Origin of the sequence: Streptomyces sp. NPDC048496 (genome assembly GCF_043200055.1) — a bacterium.
Taxonomy (GTDB): Bacteria; Actinomycetota; Actinomycetes; order Streptomycetales; family Streptomycetaceae; genus Streptomyces.
Genome location: NZ_JBICXB010000028.1, coordinates 37246 through 57811, shown reverse-complemented (window position 1 = coordinate 57811; position 20566 = coordinate 37246). Strand labels below are relative to the sequence as shown.

Annotated in this window: 15 protein-coding genes and 1 pseudogene; 11 read left to right on the top strand and 5 right to left on the bottom strand. The window is 68.2% G+C overall.

Features of this window, described 5'->3' with window-relative positions:
• Window positions 1-41 precede the first annotated feature (41 nt).
• Window positions 42-1211 (bottom strand): trypsin-like serine peptidase, encoded by a 1170-nt coding sequence (locus ACGFSA_RS23370; protein ID WP_393307147.1) that lies wholly within the window; start codon window positions 1209-1211, stop codon window positions 42-44.
• 222 nt (window positions 1212-1433) lie between these two features.
• Window positions 1434-2657, bottom strand: coding sequence for a trypsin-like serine peptidase (locus tag ACGFSA_RS23365; protein WP_393307145.1), 1224 nt, complete (start codon window positions 2655-2657; stop codon window positions 1434-1436).
• Window positions 2658-2971: 314 nt separating this feature from the next.
• Here ACGFSA_RS23365 and ACGFSA_RS23360 point away from each other — a divergent pair, with 314 nt between their 5' ends.
• The 5 genes from ACGFSA_RS23360 to ACGFSA_RS23340 are packed head-to-tail and all read left to right on the top strand — an operon-like array spanning window position 2972 to window position 11015.
• The gene (locus ACGFSA_RS23360) at window positions 2972-4363 is read left to right on the top strand and encodes a diaminobutyrate--2-oxoglutarate transaminase family protein (RefSeq protein ID WP_393307143.1); all 1392 of its coding nucleotides are present in this window, start codon (window positions 2972-2974) and stop codon (window positions 4361-4363) included.
• Window positions 4364-4392: 29 nt separating this feature from the next.
• The gene (locus tag ACGFSA_RS23355) at window positions 4393-6288 is read left to right on the top strand and encodes an IucA/IucC family protein (protein WP_393307141.1); all 1896 of its coding nucleotides are present in this window, start codon (window positions 4393-4395) and stop codon (window positions 6286-6288) included.
• Between the two features lie 52 nt (window positions 6289-6340).
• Window positions 6341-7075 carry a GNAT family N-acetyltransferase gene (locus ACGFSA_RS23350; protein ID WP_393307139.1) on the top strand — a complete coding sequence of 245 codons (735 nt, stop codon included), beginning with the start codon at window positions 6341-6343 and terminating at the stop codon, window positions 7073-7075.
• Between the two features lie 60 nt (window positions 7076-7135).
• Window positions 7136-8995, top strand: a complete 1860-nt coding sequence (locus ACGFSA_RS23345; RefSeq protein WP_393307137.1) for an IucA/IucC family protein — start codon at window positions 7136-7138, stop codon at window positions 8993-8995.
• A 49-nt stretch (window positions 8996-9044) separates the two neighbouring features.
• Window positions 9045-11015 (top strand): ATP-dependent DNA helicase, encoded by a 1971-nt coding sequence (locus tag ACGFSA_RS23340; protein WP_393307135.1) that lies wholly within the window; start codon window positions 9045-9047, stop codon window positions 11013-11015.
• 118 nt (window positions 11016-11133) lie between these two features.
• Here ACGFSA_RS23340 and lexA read toward each other — a convergent pair whose 3' ends face one another.
• Window positions 11134-11928 (bottom strand): transcriptional repressor LexA, encoded by a 795-nt coding sequence (gene lexA, locus ACGFSA_RS23335; protein WP_266980763.1) that lies wholly within the window; start codon window positions 11926-11928, stop codon window positions 11134-11136.
• 553 nt (window positions 11929-12481) lie between these two features.
• Here lexA and nrdR point away from each other — a divergent pair.
• Together nrdR and ACGFSA_RS23325 are read left to right on the top strand one after the other, a co-directional pair.
• The gene (gene nrdR / locus ACGFSA_RS23330; RefSeq protein ID WP_393307132.1) at window positions 12482-12994 is read left to right on the top strand and encodes a transcriptional regulator NrdR; all 513 of its coding nucleotides are present in this window, start codon (window positions 12482-12484) and stop codon (window positions 12992-12994) included.
• Window positions 12995-13155: 161 nt separating this feature from the next.
• A complete protein-coding gene (locus ACGFSA_RS23325; RefSeq protein WP_393307130.1) occupies window positions 13156-16068 on the top strand; it encodes a vitamin B12-dependent ribonucleotide reductase in 2913 nt (970 codons plus the stop codon).
• A 98-nt stretch (window positions 16069-16166) separates the two neighbouring features.
• Here the strand turns inward: ACGFSA_RS23325 and ACGFSA_RS23320 are convergent, their stop codons facing one another.
• Together ACGFSA_RS23320 and ACGFSA_RS23315 are read right to left on the bottom strand one after the other, a co-directional pair.
• On the bottom strand, window positions 16167-16703 hold the full coding sequence (locus ACGFSA_RS23320) for a TerD family protein (protein WP_393307128.1): 537 nt from the start codon (window positions 16701-16703) through the stop codon (window positions 16167-16169).
• 128 nt (window positions 16704-16831) lie between these two features.
• Window positions 16832-17786: pseudogene (locus tag ACGFSA_RS23315) on the bottom strand (DUF1152 domain-containing protein).
• 89 nt (window positions 17787-17875) lie between these two features.
• Between ACGFSA_RS23315 and ACGFSA_RS23310 the strand changes: the two are divergent.
• The 4 genes from ACGFSA_RS23310 to ACGFSA_RS23295 all read left to right on the top strand — a co-directional run bounded on the left by ACGFSA_RS23310 (window position 17876) and on the right by ACGFSA_RS23295 (window position 20489).
• The gene (locus tag ACGFSA_RS23310) at window positions 17876-18481 is read left to right on the top strand and encodes a YdbC family protein (protein WP_393307126.1); all 606 of its coding nucleotides are present in this window, start codon (window positions 17876-17878) and stop codon (window positions 18479-18481) included.
• A 102-nt stretch (window positions 18482-18583) separates the two neighbouring features.
• Entirely contained in the window at window positions 18584-18880 is a 297-nt protein-coding gene (locus ACGFSA_RS23305; protein WP_393307124.1) for a hypothetical protein, read from the top strand.
• 25 nt (window positions 18881-18905) lie between these two features.
• Entirely contained in the window at window positions 18906-19565 is a 660-nt protein-coding gene (locus tag ACGFSA_RS23300; protein ID WP_393307122.1) for a histidine phosphatase family protein, read from the top strand.
• A gap of 12 nt (window positions 19566-19577) precedes the next feature.
• Entirely contained in the window at window positions 19578-20489 is a 912-nt protein-coding gene (locus ACGFSA_RS23295) for an ADP-ribosylglycohydrolase family protein (protein ID WP_393307120.1), read from the top strand.
• Window positions 20490-20566: the final 77 nt, after the last annotated feature.

Below are 20566 nucleotides of genomic sequence, written 5' to 3'. Positions count from 1 at the left end.
CTCGTGAGGGAGCGGGCCTTCGGGCGTGATCCGGACCGTGACTACTGGCCGACGAACTTGTCGCTCATCATGGTGAAGATCTCCTGCGCGCCCCGGCCCAGATGGGGTCCTGCGAGCCAGCCCGAAGTCGCCGGGCCGATGGAGGTGTTGGAGACCAGCGCCAGCTTGCCGTCGGAGCCCTCACTGAACCAGCCGCCACCGGAGGAACCGCCGGTCATGGTGCAGCCGATGCGGTACATCGTCGGGGTGCTGGGGCTGATGGAGAGCCGGCCGGGACGGTCGATGCACTTGTGCATGATCAGACCGTCGTACGGGGCGGCGGCGGGGTAGCCCCAGGCGCCCATGGCGCTGATCTGCGAGATCTCGGGGGCGTCGAAGTTGACCGGCAGGGCGTTGCCCACGGTCTCTTCAAGCGACTTGGTGCCGTTCTCCGGCTTCACGTGCAGCACGGAGTAGTCGTACGGAGCGCCCTCGCCACCGGTGGGGCCGCCATTGGCGATCCACTCACCGGAGGTCGTGACCCAGTCGGCCCAGAACGCGCCGTACGGGGCGATCTCCTCGGGCCGGGCGTTCTCCAGCGCGGCGCCGGACTTGCCCTTGTCGTTGTAGGCGGGCACGAAGACGATGTTGCGGTACCAGCCGCCCTTCGAGCCGGCGTGGACACAGTGTCCGGCCGTCCACACCAGGTTGGACCTGCCCGGGTTCTTAGGGTCCTTGACGACCGTGCCCGAGCAGACCATGGACCCCTCGGGGGAGTCGAAGAAGACCTTGCCAACCGGGGCGGCGTGCTCGTGGTACGGCAGGTCCTCGGGCTCTGCCTTGACCGGCGCGGGCTCCGGGTCCGTGACGCCCTGGTCGCCGGAGAAGTCACTGGCCGCCATCGTCTTCGCCGGATCCTTGGCGGACTTCATCCGCTCAGGCTTCCACAGCCCGTCGATCACCGGGTTGACGAAGTCCTTGGCCTCACGCAGCCACTTGTCCTTGTCCCAGTTCTTCCACTCGCCGTTCTTCCAATTCTCCGGGTCGACGCCGTGCTTCTTGAGCCTCTCGGCCAGATCGGCGGATATGCCGCCGCCGGTGTCGTTGCCACCGGCGGATTCGGCGGCGGGCTTGTCGGCCGCCTTGTCCTCGCTCGGACCGCATGCTGTGGCCGTCAGCGAGAGAGCGGCGACGAGGCCGGTCGCGACGAGCAGTGGTCGTATGGACCGCATGGAAATTTCCCCCTGAAACACTCAGAAAATGCCATGAACGCGTCATGTGGGCGTCAGCATCAATGGCCACCCCAAAATGCAGGCCCACCCTATGCCGGTCCGGCGCATGCTTTTCACCACCGGGGCGCCTGCGCGTGAGGGGGCGCCCGACGGACGGCTGTCGCGCCGAGAGCCCCCTGAGCACCCGTCACCGAGAAGGGTGCCGGTGTTAGTTCGTCTGCGTTACTGTCCCGCGGACTTCTTGCTGACCGCGTCGTAGATGCCCTTGGCCTCCTGGCCGAGGCGCGGCCCTGCCAGCCAGCCGGCCGTCACCGGGCCGATGGACGTGTTCGACACCAGTGCGGGCTTGCCGTCCTGGCCCGCCGCGACCCAGCCACCGCCGGAGGAGCCGCCGGTCATGGAGCACCCGATGCGGTACATCGTCGGGTCTGCCTCAGTGAGCGAGAGGCGGCCCGGCTTGTCCTTGCACTGCAGCATCTTCTGGCCGTCGTACGGCGGAGCGGCCGGGAAGCCGGTTGCCGTCATGCTGTCGATCTTCGGCACGGCCGGGGCGTTGAACTCGACAGGCAGCGCCGAACCGACCGTCTCCTCAAGGGACTTCCCGGTCGAGCCCTTCTCCGGGGCCACTTTCAGGACTGCGAAGTCGTACGGGGCTCCCTGGCCACCGGTGGGGCCACCGTCGGCGATCCACTGGTCGGACGTCTGCGCCCACTGCCCCCACCACACGCCGTACGGGGCGATCTTCTCCTTGGGCGCGTTCTTCAACTCGGCGAGCGACAGGCCGCTGTTGTTGTACGACGGCACGAAGGCGATGTTGCGGTACCAGCCGCCCTTCTTGCCCGCGTGCACACAGTGCCCGGCGGTCCACACCATGTTGGACTTTCCGGGATTGGCCGGGTCCGTCACCACGGTTGCGGAGCAGACCATGGAACCCTCGGGGCCGTCGAAGAAGAGCTTTCCCGACTCTGCGGCATTGCCGTGGTACGGCGACTGCACATTCGTGGCCCGGACGGGCGCGGGCGTCCGGTCCGTCACACCCTTGTCACCCGAGATGTCGTTGTCGACCGGTTGCTCGGGCGCCTTGTCGGCATCCCGCATACGGTCCGGATCCCAGAGGCCCTCGATGATCGGGTTGACGAAGTCCTTGGCCTCACGCAGCCACTTGTCCTTGTCCCAGTTCTTCCACTCGCCGTTCTTCCACTTGTCGAGGTCGACTCCGTGTTCCTTGAGCCTGTCCCGCAGATCATCCGGAATAGTGATCTTGTCGTCCGAGGTCTGCCCGGCGGAGTTGCTCGGCTCGGCATTCGCCCCGTCCTCGCTCGGCCCGCAGGCGGTGGCCGTGAGTGCGAGAACGGCGGTGACCGCGGCCACAGCGAGCACGGACGAGGGCGTGCGACGTGCGCTCCTCCCCGGACCTGCGGTGAGAACTGGTCGAATCGGTCGCATGCGGTGATCCCCCTGGGACTTCGTAACTCAACACTTCTGTCGTGCATTTGGGCACTGTTCCGAACGTGCCGCGCGCTCCGGTGATAGTGCCCGGAGTGTCGGCACGGCCCCCACTATGCCGTTGCCGATGGTGACGGTACGCAGCAGGTCCCCGGTTCCGTCTCCGCAAGGATCTTCCGATTACCCGTGATCCCCTGCGCCCGGCGTCGTTGGTACGTACGAGGGACTTACGGGCAGCGTTCATCGCCGCAGTCCGTCCTTGCGGAAACGTACTGACGTGCAACGCAACTGTCACAACGGGAGGACCAGAAGCCGTGGCCGTGACCGAACCAGCTCCGGTGGCACCATCCGCGGTGCACGAGGGAATCCTGCGCCGCCAGTCGCTGCGCGAATCGGCCGCTCGCACCTATGCGCGGTCACTGCCGATCGTGCCGGTGCGGGCGCGCGGGCTGACCATCGAAGGTGCGGACGGACGGCGCTATCTCGACTGTCTCTCCGGAGCCGGCACGCTGGCGCTCGGGCACAACCATCCGGTGGTTCTGGAAGCGATCAAGAAGGTCATCGACTCGGGTGCGCCCCTCCACGTCCTCGACCTAGCGACCCCGGTCAAGGACGCGTTCACCACGGAACTGTTCGCCACACTGCCACGGCAGTTCGCCGACAACGCCCGTATCCAGTTCTGCGGACCGGCCGGCACGGACGCCGTCGAGGCGGCCTTCAAACTGGTCCGTGCCGCGACCGGTCGCAGCGGACTCCTGGCCTTCACCGGCGCCTACCACGGGATGACGGCGGGAGCCCTTGCGGCCTCGGGTGGAGCCGAGGATGTCCGCGTGACCCGACTTCCCTTCCCACTGCAGTACCGGTGCCCGTTCGGCATCGGTGGCGAACGCGGTGCCGACATCGCCGCCCGGTGGACCGAGAGCTTGCTCGACGATCCCAAGGGCGGAGCACCCGCGCCGGCCGGAATGATCCTCGAACCGGTGCAGGGGGAGGGCGGCGTGAACCCCGCCCCCGACGGCTGGATGCGCCGGATGCGTGAGATCACCGCGTCCCGTTCCATTCCCCTGATCGCTGACGAGGTCCAGACCGGCGTCGGCCGGACCGGCGCTTTCTGGGCAGTCGAGCACAGCGGGATCACCCCTGATGTGATGGTGCTCTCGAAGGCCATCGGTGGTTCCCTCCCGCTTGCAGTGATCATTTACCGCTCCGAACTGGACACCTGGCAACCGGGCGCCCACGCCGGCACATTCCGCGGCAACCAACTCGCGATGGCCGCCGGCACGGCCACCCTCGCCTACGTGCGCGAGAACCGGCTCGCCGAGCACGCCGCGTCGCTCGGCGCCCGTATGCTGGCCCGCCTCCGCACGCTGGCCACCGACCACCCGTGCATCGGAGACGTTCGCGGCCGGGGGCTGATGATCGGGGTCGAACTCGTCGACCCCGAGTCCGCCCCGCTCACCGGCGGTACCGGAGGCGCCACCGAGGCGCCGCCCGATCCGGTCCTCGCCGCCGCTGTCCAGCAGGAATGCCTCCGACGCGGCCTCATCGTCGAACTGGGCGGACGCCATTCCACCGTCGTACGCCTGCTCCCTCCCCTCACACTCACCGACGAACAGGCAACGGCGGTCGTCGACCGCCTCGCCGACGCCCTGGCAGTCGCTGAACGCTCGCCGCATCGCCGAATCACGACCGGGTCGACCCACTGACCCCGGACACCCTCACAAGGAAGACCGCCGTGAACCCCACCCCCGCGCCCGCGCCCGAGGCCGACGGCGCTCCCGTCGGCCCGCAACGAGGCCAGTCCGTCCTCGTCGGCCGAGTGGCAGTCGAGCAGACGACGGTGCCGCGCCAGATGGCGGCCCTCCATGGCGAGCGGTGCACTCCGCAGGCACCCCCTGTCGGCGCAGGAACGGCCGATCCTCTCGACCACCCGGACCCGCTCCGGGCCGCAGACGCATCAGGCGTCGAGAACCTGCTGCGCTGCTGGGTCCGCGAGAACGATCTGCCCCGACCCGACGGGAACGCTCTCCGTATCCCGCTTCCCACCAGCGGCACCGCCCTGCTCGTCCCCGTCCTCTATTGGTCCGCCACGGGATGGCACCGCTTCGGCCCGCCCAACCTGGAGCACGCACCCGACGAGGCGCCGACCGCCGATGCCGTCACCATCGCCGCCCTCCTGGGCCGAGAGGCAGACCGCAACGAAGGTGCCGACATGGTGGCCCGGGTCGCCGACTCCGTACGCCGTACAGCCGGTTTCATCGCCGAGCGACGCCGCGCACCCGCACCTCCCGCCGACGCGGACCTCTTCCTCACCGCCGAGCAGTCGCTTTTGCTGGGTCACCCCCTGCACCCCAGCCCCAAGAGCCGCGAAGGCATCTCCGAGACCGAATCCCGTCTCTACTCACCCGAGTTGCGCGGCTCATTCCCGCTGCACTGGATGGCTGTGGACCGCTCCCTGCTGGCCACCGAGTCCTCCTGGACGGACGGAGGCCGCCCCGTCCCCGCCGAAGACCTCGTCGCCTCCCACGCCGATGGACTGCATCTCCCCGCCAACGCGGCACCGCTTCCGCTCCATCCCTGGCAGGCCCGGGAACTGGGCAGCCGTCCGGACGTTGCGGCCCTGCTCGAAGCCGGTCTTCTCCATGACCTGGGACCGCACGGCAAGCCCTGGCACCCCACCTCCTCCGTCCGTACCGTCCATCAGTCCGGCGCCGACGTCATGCTCAAGCTCTCCCTCGGCGTACGCATCACCAACTCCCGTCGTGAGAATCTCCGCAAGGAACTCCACCGGGGCGTGGAGGTCCACCGGCTGCTCCGCAGCGGACTCGCTGCGCAGTGGCACGCCGTCCACCCCGGCTTCGACATCGTTCGCGACCCGGCCTGGCTCGCCGTCGACACACCGGGTGGCGAACCCGTCCCCGGCCTCGACGTCATGCTGCGTCACAACCCCTTCGGCCCGTACGACGATGCGGTGTGCGTCGCCGGGCTGACTTCCCCGCGCCCCTGGTCCGGCCGGCCAGGCATGCAATCGCGCCTCGCCGCCATCGTCTTCCGCCTCGCTGCCACCACCGGCAGAACCAAGGGAGCGGTCGCCGCCGAGTGGTTCCTGCGCTACCTCGACCGGGTCGTGCGCCCCGTGTTGTGGCTCGATGCCACAGCAGGCGTTGCCCTCGAAGCCCACCAGCAGAACACGCTGGTGCTGCTCGACGCTGCCGGCTGGCCCGTCGGGGGTCGATATCGGGACAACCAGGGCTATTATTTCCGCGAATCACATCGCCAGGTACTTGAGCAGAGGCTCCCCGGCATCGGAACCCTCAGCGACACCTTCGTCTCCGATGCGGTCACCGACGAGCGCTTCGCCTACTACTTGGGCATCAACAACATCTTCGGTCTGATCGGGGCCTTCGGCGCCGAGCATCTCGCCGACGAACGAGTGCTCATCGCCGGCCTCCGCCGGTTCCTCGGCGGGGTCATCGACCTCGGCTCCCCGCTTCCCGCGCAACTGCTGCAGAACCCGCACCTGCGGTGCAAGGCCAACATGCTGACCCGGCTCCACGGTCTCGACGAACTCGTCGGCCCCGTCGACACTCAGTCCGTCTATGTCACCATCGCCAACCCCCTGTACGCCTGAAGGAACATGACCACCGCCTGAACCACTGAACCGCTGAGAGGAGAGCGTCACCGTGCCTCCCGACGATGCGCACGCCGATGCAGGAACGGGCCGCGCCCCACAGGCTGGTTCGGGCATCGAGGACACCCTGGACCTGAAGCTCTCCGACGAGCTCCTCGCGCTGTTCGGGGAAGACACACCGGCATCAACACCGGCCACCGCCCCGTCCGCCACCTCCGACCTGCTCGACAACCCGGCCGAATGGCGACCGGTCACCACGACCGCCGGCGTGTTCCAACTCGTCCCGGTGCGACTGGACCGCGACCTGGCCGTGATCAGTCGTTGGATGAACGACCCCGCGGTCGCCACCTTCTGGGAACTCGCAGGGGACGAAGCCGTCACCGCCACCCATCTACGCCCGCAGCTCGACGGTGACGGACGCAGCGTCCCCTGCCTGGGCGTGCTCTCCGGCATTCCCATGAGCTACTGGGAGATCTACCGTGCGGACCTCGACCCATTGGCGCGCCACTATCCCGCCCGACCGCATGACACCGGAATCCACCTCCTCATCGGCGGTGTGAACAACCGCGGGCGCGGCGTCGGCACCACCCTGCTCCGGGCCGTCTCCGACCTCGTACTCGACAACCGTCCTCTCTGCGCACGCGTCGTGGCGGAACCCGACTTGCGCAACACTCCCTCCGTCTCCGCCTTCCTGAGCGCCGGCTTCCGGTTCTCCGCGGAAGTCGAACTCGCCGACAAGCGAGCCGCCCTGATGGTCCGCGACCGAGCTCACCGTGCCCAGCTGTGAACGATCTGTTGCATTACTTACACCGCTCGAAGCCCATCGGTTCCGTCCCGAGGAGTCCCCGTGCCGAACAATCCTGCGAGCCATGAATCAGCGGAGTCTCCCGCGCTGCTCAGCACTCCAGAACTGAACCGGACGGTCTGGGAACGGGCTGCCGCCCGCCTGCTCGCGAAAATGCTCGGAGAGTTCGCCTACGAGGAAGTCGTCGCCCCGGTTCCCAGGGCCGCCGGGAGCGACACCTACACCCTTGCGCTGGACGACGGCGAAACCCTGAACTTCCGTGCCGGACGGGGCGTCTACGGCGGCTGGCACGTCGCCACCGACTCGATGCGGGTCAGCGACCGGAACGCGCTCGCGGGTACCGGTCAGGACGAGAGCACCGGGACCATCCCGTTCCGTGATCCGCTGCAGTTCCTTGCCCGCGCCCATCGTCTCCTCGAACTCGACGGCGCCACTCTCGGCCACCTGATCCGTGAGATCACCACTACACTCGCCGCCGACGCCCGGCTGGACCACACCGCGTTCACCGCCGCGCGGCTGGCCGAACTCGACTACGCCGAGCTCGAGGGACACCAGACCGGCCATCCGTGGCTCGTCGCCAACAAGGGGCGCCTCGGATTCTCCGCCGCAGACGCCGCCCGCTTCACGCCCGAGGCCCGCAGACCGGTCAGGCTGCCGTGGATCGCCGTGAGCACCCGGATCGCCGGCTACCGAGGTGTGACCCGCCTCGCCACTCCCGGGCAGCTGTACGCGCAGGAACTCGGCGCCTCAGTCCACGCATCATTCACCGCCGAGCTCCGCGCCCGCGGCCTCGACCCGGACTCCTACCTCTTTCTTCCCGTGCACCCCTGGCAGTGGGACGAATGGATCGTTCCGCTGTTCGCCCCGGCCATCGCCGACGGTGACATCGTTCCGCTGCACACCGACGAAGACCTACGGTTGCCGCAGCAGTCCATCCGTACCTTCGCCAACCTCGGACACCCCGACCGGCACACCGTCAAACTGCCGCTGTCGATCCTCAACACGCTGGTCTGGCGGGGTCTCCCGACCGAGCGCACCCTCGCGGCACCCGCCGTCACCACCTGGGTCCAGGGCCTGCGCGACCGCGACCCCTTTCTGCGTGACACCTGTGGGGTCATCCTGCTCGGAGAGGTGGCCTCCGTAACAGTCGAGCATCCGCTCTACGACCATCTCCCCGAGACCCCGTACCAGTTCAAGGAAATCCTCGGCGCGATCTGGCGAGAACCGCTCCACCCCCGGCTCGCGCCCGGCGAGCGCGCCCGCACCCTTGCGTCGCTGCTCCACACGGATCCGCACGGCCGCGCCTTCACGGCCGAGCTCATCGCCCGCTCGGGTCTGACCCCCTCCGCCTGGCTGACCCGGCTCTTCGCCGCACTGCTCCCGCCGCTGCTGCACTTCCTCTACCAGTACGGCACGGTCTTCTCCCCACACGGCGAGAACGCCATCGTGGTCTTCGACGGCCAGGATGTCCCCGTGCGGCTGGCGATCAAGGACTTCGTCGACGATGTGAACATCAGCGCCCGGCCGCTGCCGGAGCACGCGACCATGCCGGACGACGTACGCAGCATCCTTCTCACCGAGGAGCCCGGCTTCCTCACCCAGTTCATCCACTCAGGGCTCTTCGTCGGTGTCTTCCGATTCCTGTCCAGGCTGTGCGAGGAGCAGCTGGCTGTCCCGGAGGACGAATTCTGGTCACTCGTCCGAGCTGAGATCCTGCGCCACCACGCCCGCTTTCCCGAGCTCAAGGACCGCTTCGAGATGTTCGACATGCTGACGCCGCGCATCGAACGCCTCTGTCTCAACCGCAACCGCCTGTATCGCGACGGCTACCGCGACCGGCCCGAGCGCCCCCACGCCGCCGTCCACGGCACGGTTCCCAACCCACTCCACCCCTCCGCATGAGTCCTGGAGTGATCCCCGTGTCAGTGGTGCACCGTAGGCTGGTCACGCTATGACAAAGCCATCCCTCCCCGAGCTCCTGCACGCCGCCGTGACCGCCGTCGGCGGTATGGAACGGCCTGGTCAGGCCTCCATGGCCGAGGCCGTTGCCGAGGCTGTCGACGACAATTCCCATCTGCTGGTCCAGGCCGGTACCGGCACGGGCAAGTCTCTCGGTTACCTGGTGCCCGCGCTGGCGCACGGGGAGCGCGTCGTGGTCGCCACGGCCACCCTGGCGCTGCAGCGCCAGCTCGTGGAGCGCGACCTTCCGCGTACGGTCGACGCCCTGCATCCGCTGCTGCGCCGTAGACCCCAGTTCGCGATGCTCAAGGGGCGCTCGAACTATCTCTGTCTGCACCGGCTCCACGAAGGTGTCCCGCAGGAAGAGGAAGAGGGTCTCTTCGACCAGTTCGAGGCCGCGGCGCCGTCGAGCAAACTCGGCCAGGATCTGCTCCGGCTGCGGGACTGGTCGGACGAGACCGAGACCGGAGACCGCGACGACCTCACCCCCGGCGTTTCCGACCGGGCCTGGGCGCAGGTCTCCGTCTCCTCCCGGGAGTGCCTGGGTGCCAGCAAGTGCGCGTACGGCGCGGAGTGCTTCGCGGAGATGGCCCGCGAGCGCGCCAAGCTCGCCGATGTCGTCGTCACCAACCACGCGCTCCTCGCCATCGACGCGATCGAGGGGGCCCCGGTGCTCCCGCAGCATGAAGTGCTGATCGTGGACGAGGCCCACGAGCTGGTTTCCAGGGTCACCGGAGTGGCCACCGGAGAACTCACCCCCGGGCAGGTGAACCGGGCCGTGCGCCGCGCGGCGAAGCTGGTCAACGAGAAGGCCGCCGATGCCCTCCAGACCGCGGCGGAGGGCTTCGAGCGGGTGATGGAGCTGGCGCTCCCCGGCCGCCTGGAAGAGGTCCCGGAGGACCTCGGCTACGCGCTGATGGCGCTCCGCGACGCTGCTCGCACCGTGATCACGGCCCTGGGGTCCACCCGGGACAAGTCCGTCCAGGACGAGGATGCCGTCCGCAAGCAGGCGATGGCCTCCGTGGAGACGATTCACGGCGTCGCCGAGCGCATCACCCAGGGGTCCGAGTACGACGTCGTCTGGTACGAGCGCCATGACCGCTTCGGCGCGTCTGTGCGCGTCGCCCCGCTCTCCGTCTCCGGCCTCCTGCGCGAGAAGCTCTTCGCGGACCGTTCCGTCGTCCTCACCTCCGCCACACTCAAGCTCGGCGGAGACTTCAACGGTGTGGGCGCGTCCCTGGGCCTGGCTCCCGAGGGCACCGAGGGCGATGACATCCCGCAGTGGAAGGGGCTCGACGTCGGCTCGCCCTTCGATTACCCGAAGCAGGGCATCCTGTACGTCGCCAAGCACCTGGCCACGCCCGGCCGGGAGGGTTCGCGCACCGACATGCTGGACGAGCTTGCCGAATTGGTGGAGGCCGCCGGCGGGCGCACGCTCGGGCTTTTCTCCTCCATGAGGGCAGCCCAGGCCGCCGCGGAGGAACTGCGTGGCCGGCTCGACAAGCCGATCCTGCTGCAGGGCGAGGAGACGCTGGGTGAGCTGATCAAGAACTTCGCGGCCGACCCCGAGACCTGCCTCTTCGGCACACTTTCGCTCTGGCAGGGCGTCGATGTCCCGGGAGCGAGCTGTCAGTTGGTGATCATGGACAGGATCCCGTTCCCGCGTCCCGACGACCCGCTGATGAGCGCGCGCCAGAAGGCCGTCGAGGAGGCGGGGGGCAACGGGTTCATGGCTGTCGCGGCGACCCATGCCGCACTGCTGATGGCCCAGGGCGCCGGTCGTCTGGTCAGAGCCACGGGCGACAAGGGTGTGGTCGCGGTGCTCGACCCGAGGCTGGCCAATGCCCGGTACGGCAGCTATCTCCGGGCCTCGCTTCCCGACTTCTGGTACACGACGGACCGCAACCAGGCCCGCCGCTCACTCGCGGCGATCGACGCTGCCGCCAAGGCCGACGGGCGGTGATCCGGAAGCCCGCCCGGGGCTTCTGCTCATCTTTGAGCGGTCGGCGGCGTCAGCCGCACGGACAGGACCCCGGGACCGGCGCAGCGGATCCCGGGGTCCTGCAGGAACAGGTGTCTCTTCACACCCGCCGCAGCACCGCCACGACCTTGCCGAGGATGGTGGCCTCGTCGCCAGGGATCGGCTGGTACGCGGAGTTGTGCGGGAGCAGCCATACATGGCCGTCCTCCCGCTTGAAGCGCTTGACGGTGGCCTCGCCGTCCAGCATCGCGGCCACGATGTCGCCGTTCTCCGCTACGGGCTGACGGCGGACGGTGACCCAGTCGCCGTCACAGATCGCCGCCTCGATCATCGAGTCGCCGACGACCTTCAGAACGAACAGCTCGCCGTCCCCGACCAGCTGGCGGGGGAGCGGAAAGACGTCCTCGACCGATTCCTCGGCGAGGATCGGGCCACCGGCTGCGATCCGCCCGACGAGCGGCACGTACGATGCCGCGGGCTTGCCGGTCGTATCGGTCGGCTGAGTACTGGGCTGATCCGAACCACGGACCTCGTACGCCCGGGGACGGTGCGGGTCGCGGCGCAGGAAGCCCTTGCGCTCCAGGGCCATCAACTGATGGGCGACGGAGGACGTGCTGGACAGGCCCACCGCCTGACCGATCTCCCGCATCGATGGCGGGTATCCCCGGCGTTGCACGGAATCCCGGATGACCTCGATCACGCGCCGTTGGCGGTCCGTGAGCCCCGAGCTGTCCGCTCGGATGCCTGGAGGTCGGCCGGGGAGCGAGCGTGCCGGTCGTGCTGGCTCTGGCCCCTCCGTGTTCGTGACTGAGTCATTCATGGCATGCACCGGCTGGAGTCGGCTCTGGGAGCGGTCCTGGGCAGTGATGGTGGCACTGTCTGCGGTGGTGGTCACGTCGGCCCCTCTCGAATGGTCTCCCTAGCTGGACAACGGTAGTAGCTTTCGAAAGGTTGCGCCAAACACACGTTCGAGTGAAAAACGAATAAAAGTCTGTGCCCTGTTCACTGCTGGGTGTATGAGCGAAGTTCGGGTGGGTTTCCGGCGGTGTTCCGGCCCAGGTCCGGGTCGCTTTGCGGCGTTCCGGCGCGACCGGCAATTCGGAGCATTACGGTAGCCTTCGCGGCCGCGCCGCTGCCACGCGGGGTCGTCTTCCAGCGGCCGTTCGGGCCGGACGTCGGGTGCCCCGCGATCCGTGCGGCCGGGAGTGTCCCGTAACCTCGTGGGCGGCCGCACGTTGCCTGCGGGCCGCCCGGGATGCGTGACACGCGCTAGGGCCAAATGCGCAACCAAACCCAAGATCTAGTGGTTGGATTGTTCCAGCCACCCAGAAGTTGTGGTCTCCGGTCGATCCGACCGTGGCCATCGCCTATGCTTGTGGCTGCTTCGAAGGTCCCCAGCAGGGCCTGATGAGGCTATTCAGTCGTGCCGTGAAGGAGGGTTCGGAGCCATGCACTGCCCCTTCTGCAGGCACCCCGACAGCCGGGTCGTCGACAGTCGCACCACCGACGACGGCACGTCGATCCGCCGGCGCCGCCAGTGCCCCGACTGCTCCCGCCGTTTCACCACGGTGGAGACCTGCTCGCTGATGGTGGTGAAGCGCAGCGGGGTGACCGAGCCCTTCAGTCGCACCAAGGTCATCTCCGGCGTGCGCAAGGCGTGCCAGGGGCGGCCGGTCACCGAGGACGCCCTCGCCAAGCTCGGGCAGCGGGTCGAGGAGGCGGTGCGCGCCACCGGAAGCGCCGAGCTGACCACCCACGACGTGGGTCTGGCCATTCTTGGCCCCCTGCAGGAACTCGACCTTGTCGCGTACCTGCGCTTCGCGTCCGTGTACCGGGCGTTCGACACACTTGAAGACTTCGAGGCCGCGATCGTGGAACTCCGCGAGCGACGGTCTCCCGCGGAGGGATGCGGGACCGGCGGGACTCTCGAGGTTCCCGTTCCCGCCGTCGCCGCCGACTGAGTGACACCGGCTGATCGGCACAGGGCTGTGAGATCAGCGGCAGGGCGGCTGCAGGAACCTGCTCCGGGCGCTGTGCGCGGCATCCGAAGCATCAGACACACACTGTGCCCCGGGAAGTTCTGGGCACTTCAGGGCGTTTTTGCCCACATATGGGAGGCGGCATGACAGAGACGGCGAGCGGCCCGGCACGAGGTTCCCGAGCCAAGGGATCCAAGTCGACTGCGACGAAGCAGGGCCTGCGTATCGAGCGCATCCACACCACCCCCGGCGTGCATCCGTACGACGAGGTGGCGTGGGAGCGCCGTGACGTCGTCATGACCAACTGGCGCGACGGCTCGATCAACTTCGAGCAGCGTGGCGTCGAGTTCCCCGACTTCTGGTCGGTGAACGCGGTCAACATCGTCACCAGCAAGTACTTCCGCGGCGCTGTGGGCACGCCGCAGCGCGAGACCGGTCTGCGACAGCTCATCGACCGGATCGTGAAGACGTACCGGAAGGCGGGCGAGGACTACAACTACTTCGCCTCCCCGGCCGACGCCGAGATCTTCGAGCACGAGCTGGCGTACGCCCTCCTGCACCAGATCTTCAGCTTCAACTCGCCGGTCTGGTTCAACGTCGGCACGCCCCAGCCGCAGCAGGTCTCCGCCTGCTTCATCCTGGCCGTCGACGACTCCATGGAGTCGATCCTCGACTGGTACAAGGAAGAGGGCATGATCTTCAAGGGCGGCTCCGGTGCCGGCCTGAACCTCTCCCGTATCCGCTCCTCCAAGGAGCTGCTGTCCTCCGGTGGCAACGCCTCCGGTCCTGTCTCCTTCATGCGGGGCGCCGACGCGTCCGCCGGAACGATCAAGTCCGGTGGCGCCACCCGCCGTGCGGCCAAGATGGTCATTCTCGATGTCGACCACCCCGACATCGAGAACTTCATCGAGACCAAGGTCAAGGAGGAGGAGAAGATCCGCGCCCTGCGCGACGCGGGCTTCGACATGGACCTGGGCGGCGACGACATCACGTCCGTCCAGTACCAGAACGCCAACAACTCGGTCCGCGTGAACGACGAGTTCATGAAGGCCGTCGAGTCCGGCGGGAAGTTCGGGCTGCGCGCCCGGATGACCGGTGACGTCATCGAAGAGGTCGAGGCCAAGTCCCTCTTCCGCAAGATGGCCGAGGCCGCCTGGGCCTGCGCCGACCCGGGTATCCAGTACGACGACACGATCAACCAGTGGCACACCTGCCCCGAGTCCGGCCGGATCAACGGCTCGAACCCGTGCAGCGAGTACATGCACCTGGACAACACGTCGTGCAACCTGGCCTCGCTGAACCTCATGAAGTTCCTCAAGGACGACGGCAAGGGCAACCAGTCCTTCGAGTCCGAGCGCTTCGCCAAGGTCGTCGAGCTCGTCATCACCGCGATGGACATCTCCATCTGCTTCGCCGACTTCCCGACCCAGAAGATCGGCGAGAACACCCGCGCCTTCCGTCAGCTGGGTATCGGCTACGCGAACCTCGGCGCCCTGCTGATGGCGACCGGCCACGCGTACGACAGCGACGGCGGCCGCGCCCTCGCCGGGGCCATCACCTCGCTGATGACCGGCACCTCGTACAAGCGTTCCGCCGAGCTCGCCGCGGTCGTCGGCCCGTACGACGGCTATGCCCGCAACGCCGAGCCGCACCAGCGCGTCATGAAGCAGCACGCCGACGCCAACGCCGCGGCCGTCCACATGGACGACCTGGACAACCCGATCTGGGCCGCCGCCACAGAGGCCTGGCAGGACGTCATCCGCCTCGGCGCGAAGAACGGTTTCCGCAACGCTCAGGCCTCGGTCATCGCGCCCACCGGCACCATCGGTCTCGCGATGTCCTGCGACACCACCGGCCTCGAGCCCGACCTCGCCCTGGTCAAGTTCAAGAAGCTGGTCGGCGGCGGCTCGATGCAGATCGTCAACGGCACCGTTCCGCAGGCTCTGCGCCGCCTGGGCTACCAGGAGGAGCAGATCGAGGCGATCGTCGCCCACATCGCCGAGCACGGCAATGTGATCGACGCCCCCGGTCTGAAGGCCGAGCACTACGAGGTCTTCGACTGCGCGATGGGCGAGCGTTCCATCTCCGCGATGGGCCACGTGCGCATGATGGCGGCCATCCAGCCGTGGATCTCCGGCGCGCTCTCCAAGACGGTGAACCTGCCGGAGACGGCCACCGTCGAGGACGTCGAGGAGGTCTACTTCGAGGCGTGGAAGATGGGCGTCAAGGCGCTCGCCATCTATCGCGACAACTGCAAGGTCGGCCAGCCCCTCTCCGCGAAGACCAAGGAGAAGGGAAAGTCCGCAGCGGACGCAGCCACGGCCAAGGCCGAGGCGACCATCCGTACCGCGGTCGAGAAGGTCGTCGAGTACCGCCCGGTCCGCAAGCGTCTCCCCAAGGGCCGTCCCGGCATCACCACCTCCTTCACGGTGGGCGGCGCCGAGGGCTACATGACCGCCAATTCCTACCCGGACGACGGTCTCGGTGAGGTCTTCCTGAAGATGTCCAAGCAGGGTTCCACCCTCGCCGGCATGATGGACGCTTTCTCCATCGCCGTCTCGGTCGGTCTGCAGTACGGCGTCCCGCTGGAGACGTACGTCTCGAAGTTCACCAACATGCGCTTCGAGCCGGCCGGCATGACGGACGACCCGGATGTGCGGATGGCGCAGTCGATCGTCGACTACATCTTCCGCCGCCTGGCGCTGGACTTCCTGCCCTTCGAGACCCGCTCGGCACTCGGAATCCACTCGGCCGAGGAGCGTCAGCGTCACCTCGACACCGGTTCGTACGAGCCGTCTCTCGAGGACGACGAGCTGGATGTCGAGGGCCTGGCCCAGTCCGCCCCGCTCCGGACGGAGCCGCTGAAGGCGGTGGCCGCTCCACAGGAGGCGGAGATGCCCGCTCCGAGGACGGCACACACCTCGGCGGAGCTCGTCGAGATGCAGCTGGGCATCAGCGCGGACGCGCCGCTCTGCTTCTCCTGCGGTACGAAGATGCAGCGCGCCGGGTCCTGCTACATCTGCGAGGGCTGCGGCTCGACCAGCGGCTGCAGCTGATCCAGAGCCCCGTAGGGGCATGAAGCACCGGTCAGGGCGGTGGAGTCGGTCTCTCGACTCCGCCGCCCTCGGCGTCTGTCCTGCCGGGGCTCAAGGTGTCAGGTGCCCGGCTTGTGGTTTCCCATGATCGCGGCGTACGAACCGGGGTCGCCGTCGAAGCCCCGGACCGTTCCGTGGAACGTCCAGACGCCCGATCCGTTCCGGACGAACTCGGCCACGGTCGCCGCGGTGGCGGTGGCGACCCCGGAGAAGTCGTCCTCCGCCAGGTTCGTGTAGCCCTCGCGAATCTGCACGCCGGTATTGGCTATGTCGCCGAACGTCTTCCGGCCGTCGCGCTGCTGAATGACCACTCCGACCACGACCCGGGTGTACGCGGGCGACAGCCGCTCCAGTTCCAGAGTCATCACCTCGTCGAAACCGAGACCCTGGCCGGTCCTGCTGTCGCGGTTCAGCGTGATGGTGCCGTCCGGCGAGCGGCTGTCGAAGTGCACGAGATACGAGGGGCTGCCGGACGGTTCGTCCGCCGGGTAGGTCGCCGCGATGATGTCGAGGTCGTGAGCGGGCGCACCCGGCGGACTCGGGTCCCACTTGAGCCTGACTTCGACCTTTTCGATGTCCTTGTTGGGGGTGCTCATCGGGCTTCCCTCCTTGTCGCTGGGCCGTCGGACCGGTCGTACCATCCGATCATGTCCGTAACTCTCCCTGGAGCCAACTGGCTTGGGCGCGGGCGGCGGAATCGGGCCATTGTTGTTCCCGGCGCCGTTCAGTGCGGGATGCGGCGCGGTGGACGCTGGCTGATCTCTTCGCGGAAGAGCTCGATCGCGCTGCTGACCTGCCGCATCAGGTGGGTGTTCTCGATGCCGTCGAGAGAGACAGTTGCGGGCCAGCCCATCCAGCTCGAAGGTGAAGCAGAGTGTCATCAGCGGGTTGATGAACAGCTCGCTGCCACGGGTGCGTGACGTGAACTGGACGTCCCCGAAAGCGCCCTGGACCGCGGCGGCGATCGATCCGTTGACGATGCTCGGGTGTTCGGGCGTGTGCTCCTGGGCGTGTGCCACCGCGTCGACGAAGAGGGCGCCCTCGCGCGTCGTACGGGAGACGGAGAAAGCGCCGAGGCAGGCGCCGTCGCGTTCCAGGGCGGCCATGTTCTCCAGGACGAGTCCATGACTCACCCCGTGGTATGCGTCGACTCCGAAGCCGACGGAGACGACCAGGCGCTCCGGTACGTCGATACCGGCGAGGGCGGCGACGCTGGTCAGGTCCTCCTCCGGGGTGCCGAGACCGGTTTCGTCGCCGCGCATCAGGATGTCCGTACCGCCGTCGACGAGGACGACCGCATCGATGTCGTACCGCTCGATCAGCGCCCGGTAGGCCGCGCGCAGCGGCTGCACTCCCACCCGGGTGAAGGCGTGCACGGTGCTCGGATAGTGGTGCAGATCGAGCCACTGGGCGAGGGTGCGTTCCGGGAAGTACGCCTGGTGGAGGGCCGTTTGGGGGGTGATCACGGCCACGTCCGGCGCCAGCCACGCATCGAGGGGGAGTCCTTCGAGCGCGCTGAACGACAGATTGGCCAGCCGGACGTCCTTGCCCTGATGGAGCAGGGAGAGCGCCACCGGCAGGCCCGCGTAGATGTCGAAGCCGCCACCCGCCCCGGCCACGAGGACGCGCTCGGCCGATTCGAGACGCGCGAACAGAGGGTTGGTGCGGAATGCCGTCATGGAGATCATTCTCCGGTCCGGGTTGGCCGGTTCGGGCGCACTCCGGCAGAGCGTGACCCGCGCCACGTTCGGCGCCGTACGATAGCTCGGTGCTGGTCAAGTGGATTCGCTGCACCGTGACGGATCGTCGTGGTTTCGAGCGGGGGCAGCGAAAGTGGGCGGGGCTGCTCGGTGAGCCGGGGTTCAGGGGACAGGGGGGCGGATGGAGTCGGGGGCGACCGGAGGTTGCCCATGTGTTCGCGTTCTGGGAGAACCGGGTTTTCTACGACTCCTTCATGGCGCGTGCGCATGACCAGTTGGCTGCGGCGCAGTCCGGAACGTACAGCGACATTCAGGTCAAACTGTTCGAGTACCGCTTCGACGTGAAGACCGGCTTCGAGCCGCATTTCACTGATGCGGACGTGGTCAGAGTGGCACACAGCACCGTGCATGAGGACCGCGTGGAGCATTTCGCGCTGATGCAGCAGCGGGTGTGGAATCCGGCGATGGCCGGATCGCCCGGAATGCTGCGCGGTGTGTTCGGTGAAGCGCCGGGGCACGAGTTCCTCGTGTTGTCGATGTGGCAGTCGAGCGCTGAGCGAGGCAAGTACCGGCCGGGGAGCGTCGAACGGCTTTCGCAACGGGCACAGACCGAGGACGACGTGGCGGCTCTGGCGGGGGACGTCGTGCAACTCGAGCCCTCCTGGACGGTCTGAGCCGGCGGCACCCGGGCCCTTGCGCTCGCGATCAGCCAGGTCCTGTCGCGGTGCGGCGGGTGCTGAGCGGCGTGCCGGGGCGGCAGCCTGGGCTGCTTTGGCATGCCGGTCGGCGATGTCTCCGGCAACGGGCTGTTCCGTGCCCAGGACCTGTGGGTACCCGGCGGATCGCTCTCCGTGGGGCGGCGCAGGCGGCTCGCGCTCGCTCGTCTGCCGGCCCGGCCCGCGGATCTGCCGCTCGACGAGCCGGTGAACCACGTGGTGCTCGGGCCGGTGCGGGAGCTGAAGAAAAGCCCTGGAGCCGCGGCCGGGGTGCTGGGCGTCTCCCACGACCGGCTCTGCGGCGCCGTTTCACCGGCGGCATACAGCGGAAGGCTGTCCGGACAGCTGCTCGAATGACCTGGAACCGATCTAGGGTCTGTACATGGCACGACCGCAGCGCATTGTCCTCGTCCGGCACGGCGAGTCCGAGGGCAATGTCGATGACACGGTGTACGAGCGTGAGCCCGACCATGCATTGCGGCTCACCGCGACGGGTTTGCGGCAGGCCAGGGAGACGGGGACCCAGCTGCGCGAACTCTTCGGCAGGGAGCGGGTCAGCGTGTACGTCTCGCCCTACCGCCGCACGCACGAGACCTTCAGGGCCTTCGGCCTCGACCTGGAGCGGGTGCGGGTGCGGGAGGAGCCACGGCTGCGTGAACAGGACTGGGGAAACTGGCAGGACCGCGAGGACGTAAGACTGCAGAAGGCGTACCGGGATGCCTATGGGCACTTCTTCTACCGCTTCGCGCAGGGGGAGTCCGGCGCCGATGTGTACGATCGGGTCGGAGCATTTCTGGAGAGTCTGCACCGGAGCTTCGAAGCCCCCGACCATCCGCCCAACGTTCTGCTGGTCACCCATGGACTGACGATGCGGTTGTTCTGCATGCGCTGGTTCCACTGGACGGTGGCCGAATTCGAGTCACTGTCCAATCCCGGCAACGGGGAGAAGCGGACGCTGATACTCGGCGAGGACGGGCGTTACACCCTTGACCGGCCGTTCGAGCGGTGGCGCACCCCTGAGCCCTACGGCATCACCGGATAGAGTGGAAGGGCGATGACCGCTGACTCCGCTACCGCCTCACGCTTCGAGCGCGCCCTGGCCAGCCTGCGCGGGCTGGCCGTGGGAGACGCCCTGGGATCCCAGTTCTTTGTGCCCGTCAACTATCCGCTCCTGAAACAGCGCACATTGCCGCCCGGACCCTGGCAATGGACCGATGACACGGAGATGGCCTGCTCGGTCCTGGCCGTGCTCGTCGGGCACGACCGTATCGACCAGGACGCGCTCGCCCACTCCTTCGCCGACCATCACGACTTCGACCGGGGATACGGCCCCGCCGTGAACCGGATGCTCCGACTGATCCGGGAGGGCGGCGACTGGCGCGAGCTGGCGTCGGCGCTTTTCAACGGTCAGGGCTCCTGGGGCAACGGTTCAGCGATGCGCATCGCACCCCTCGGCGCCTGGTACGCGGACGACCCCGAGCAGGCCACGCACCAGGCCGAGATCTCCTCGTACACCACGCATCAGCACCGGGAAGCCGTCGTGGGTGCGATGGCCGTGGCGGCGGCCGCCTCGCTCGCAGCCGCGCCCGGCGGGCCACCGACGCCTGAGGACCTCCTTGACGGCGTGGTCGCGCTCGTACCGCGCAGCGCGGTGGGCGCCGGGCTCCGCCGGGCCCGCGACATGCTCGACTACGGCGATGCCGGGACCGTGGCCGCGGTCCTGGGCAACGGCCGCCGTACCAGTGCACATGACACGGTGCCGTTCGCTCTCTGGTCTGCGGCGCGGAGCCTCGGCGACTTCGAGAAGGCGTTCTGGGTGACCGCTCAGGCCGGTGGGGACGTGGACACGACCTGCGCGATCGTCGGTGGGGTCGTCGCGGCGGGCAGGACGGGCGCACCGCCGGCCGACTGGTCGGCGCAGACGGAAGAGCTGCCGGGCTGGCTTCCCCGCCCGGGCCGCAGCTGAGACGGGCCGACTGTCACGGTACTGACACATCCCTGCCGCGGGCGGCTGCGAGCGGCAGCAGGGGGCTAACCGTCGCC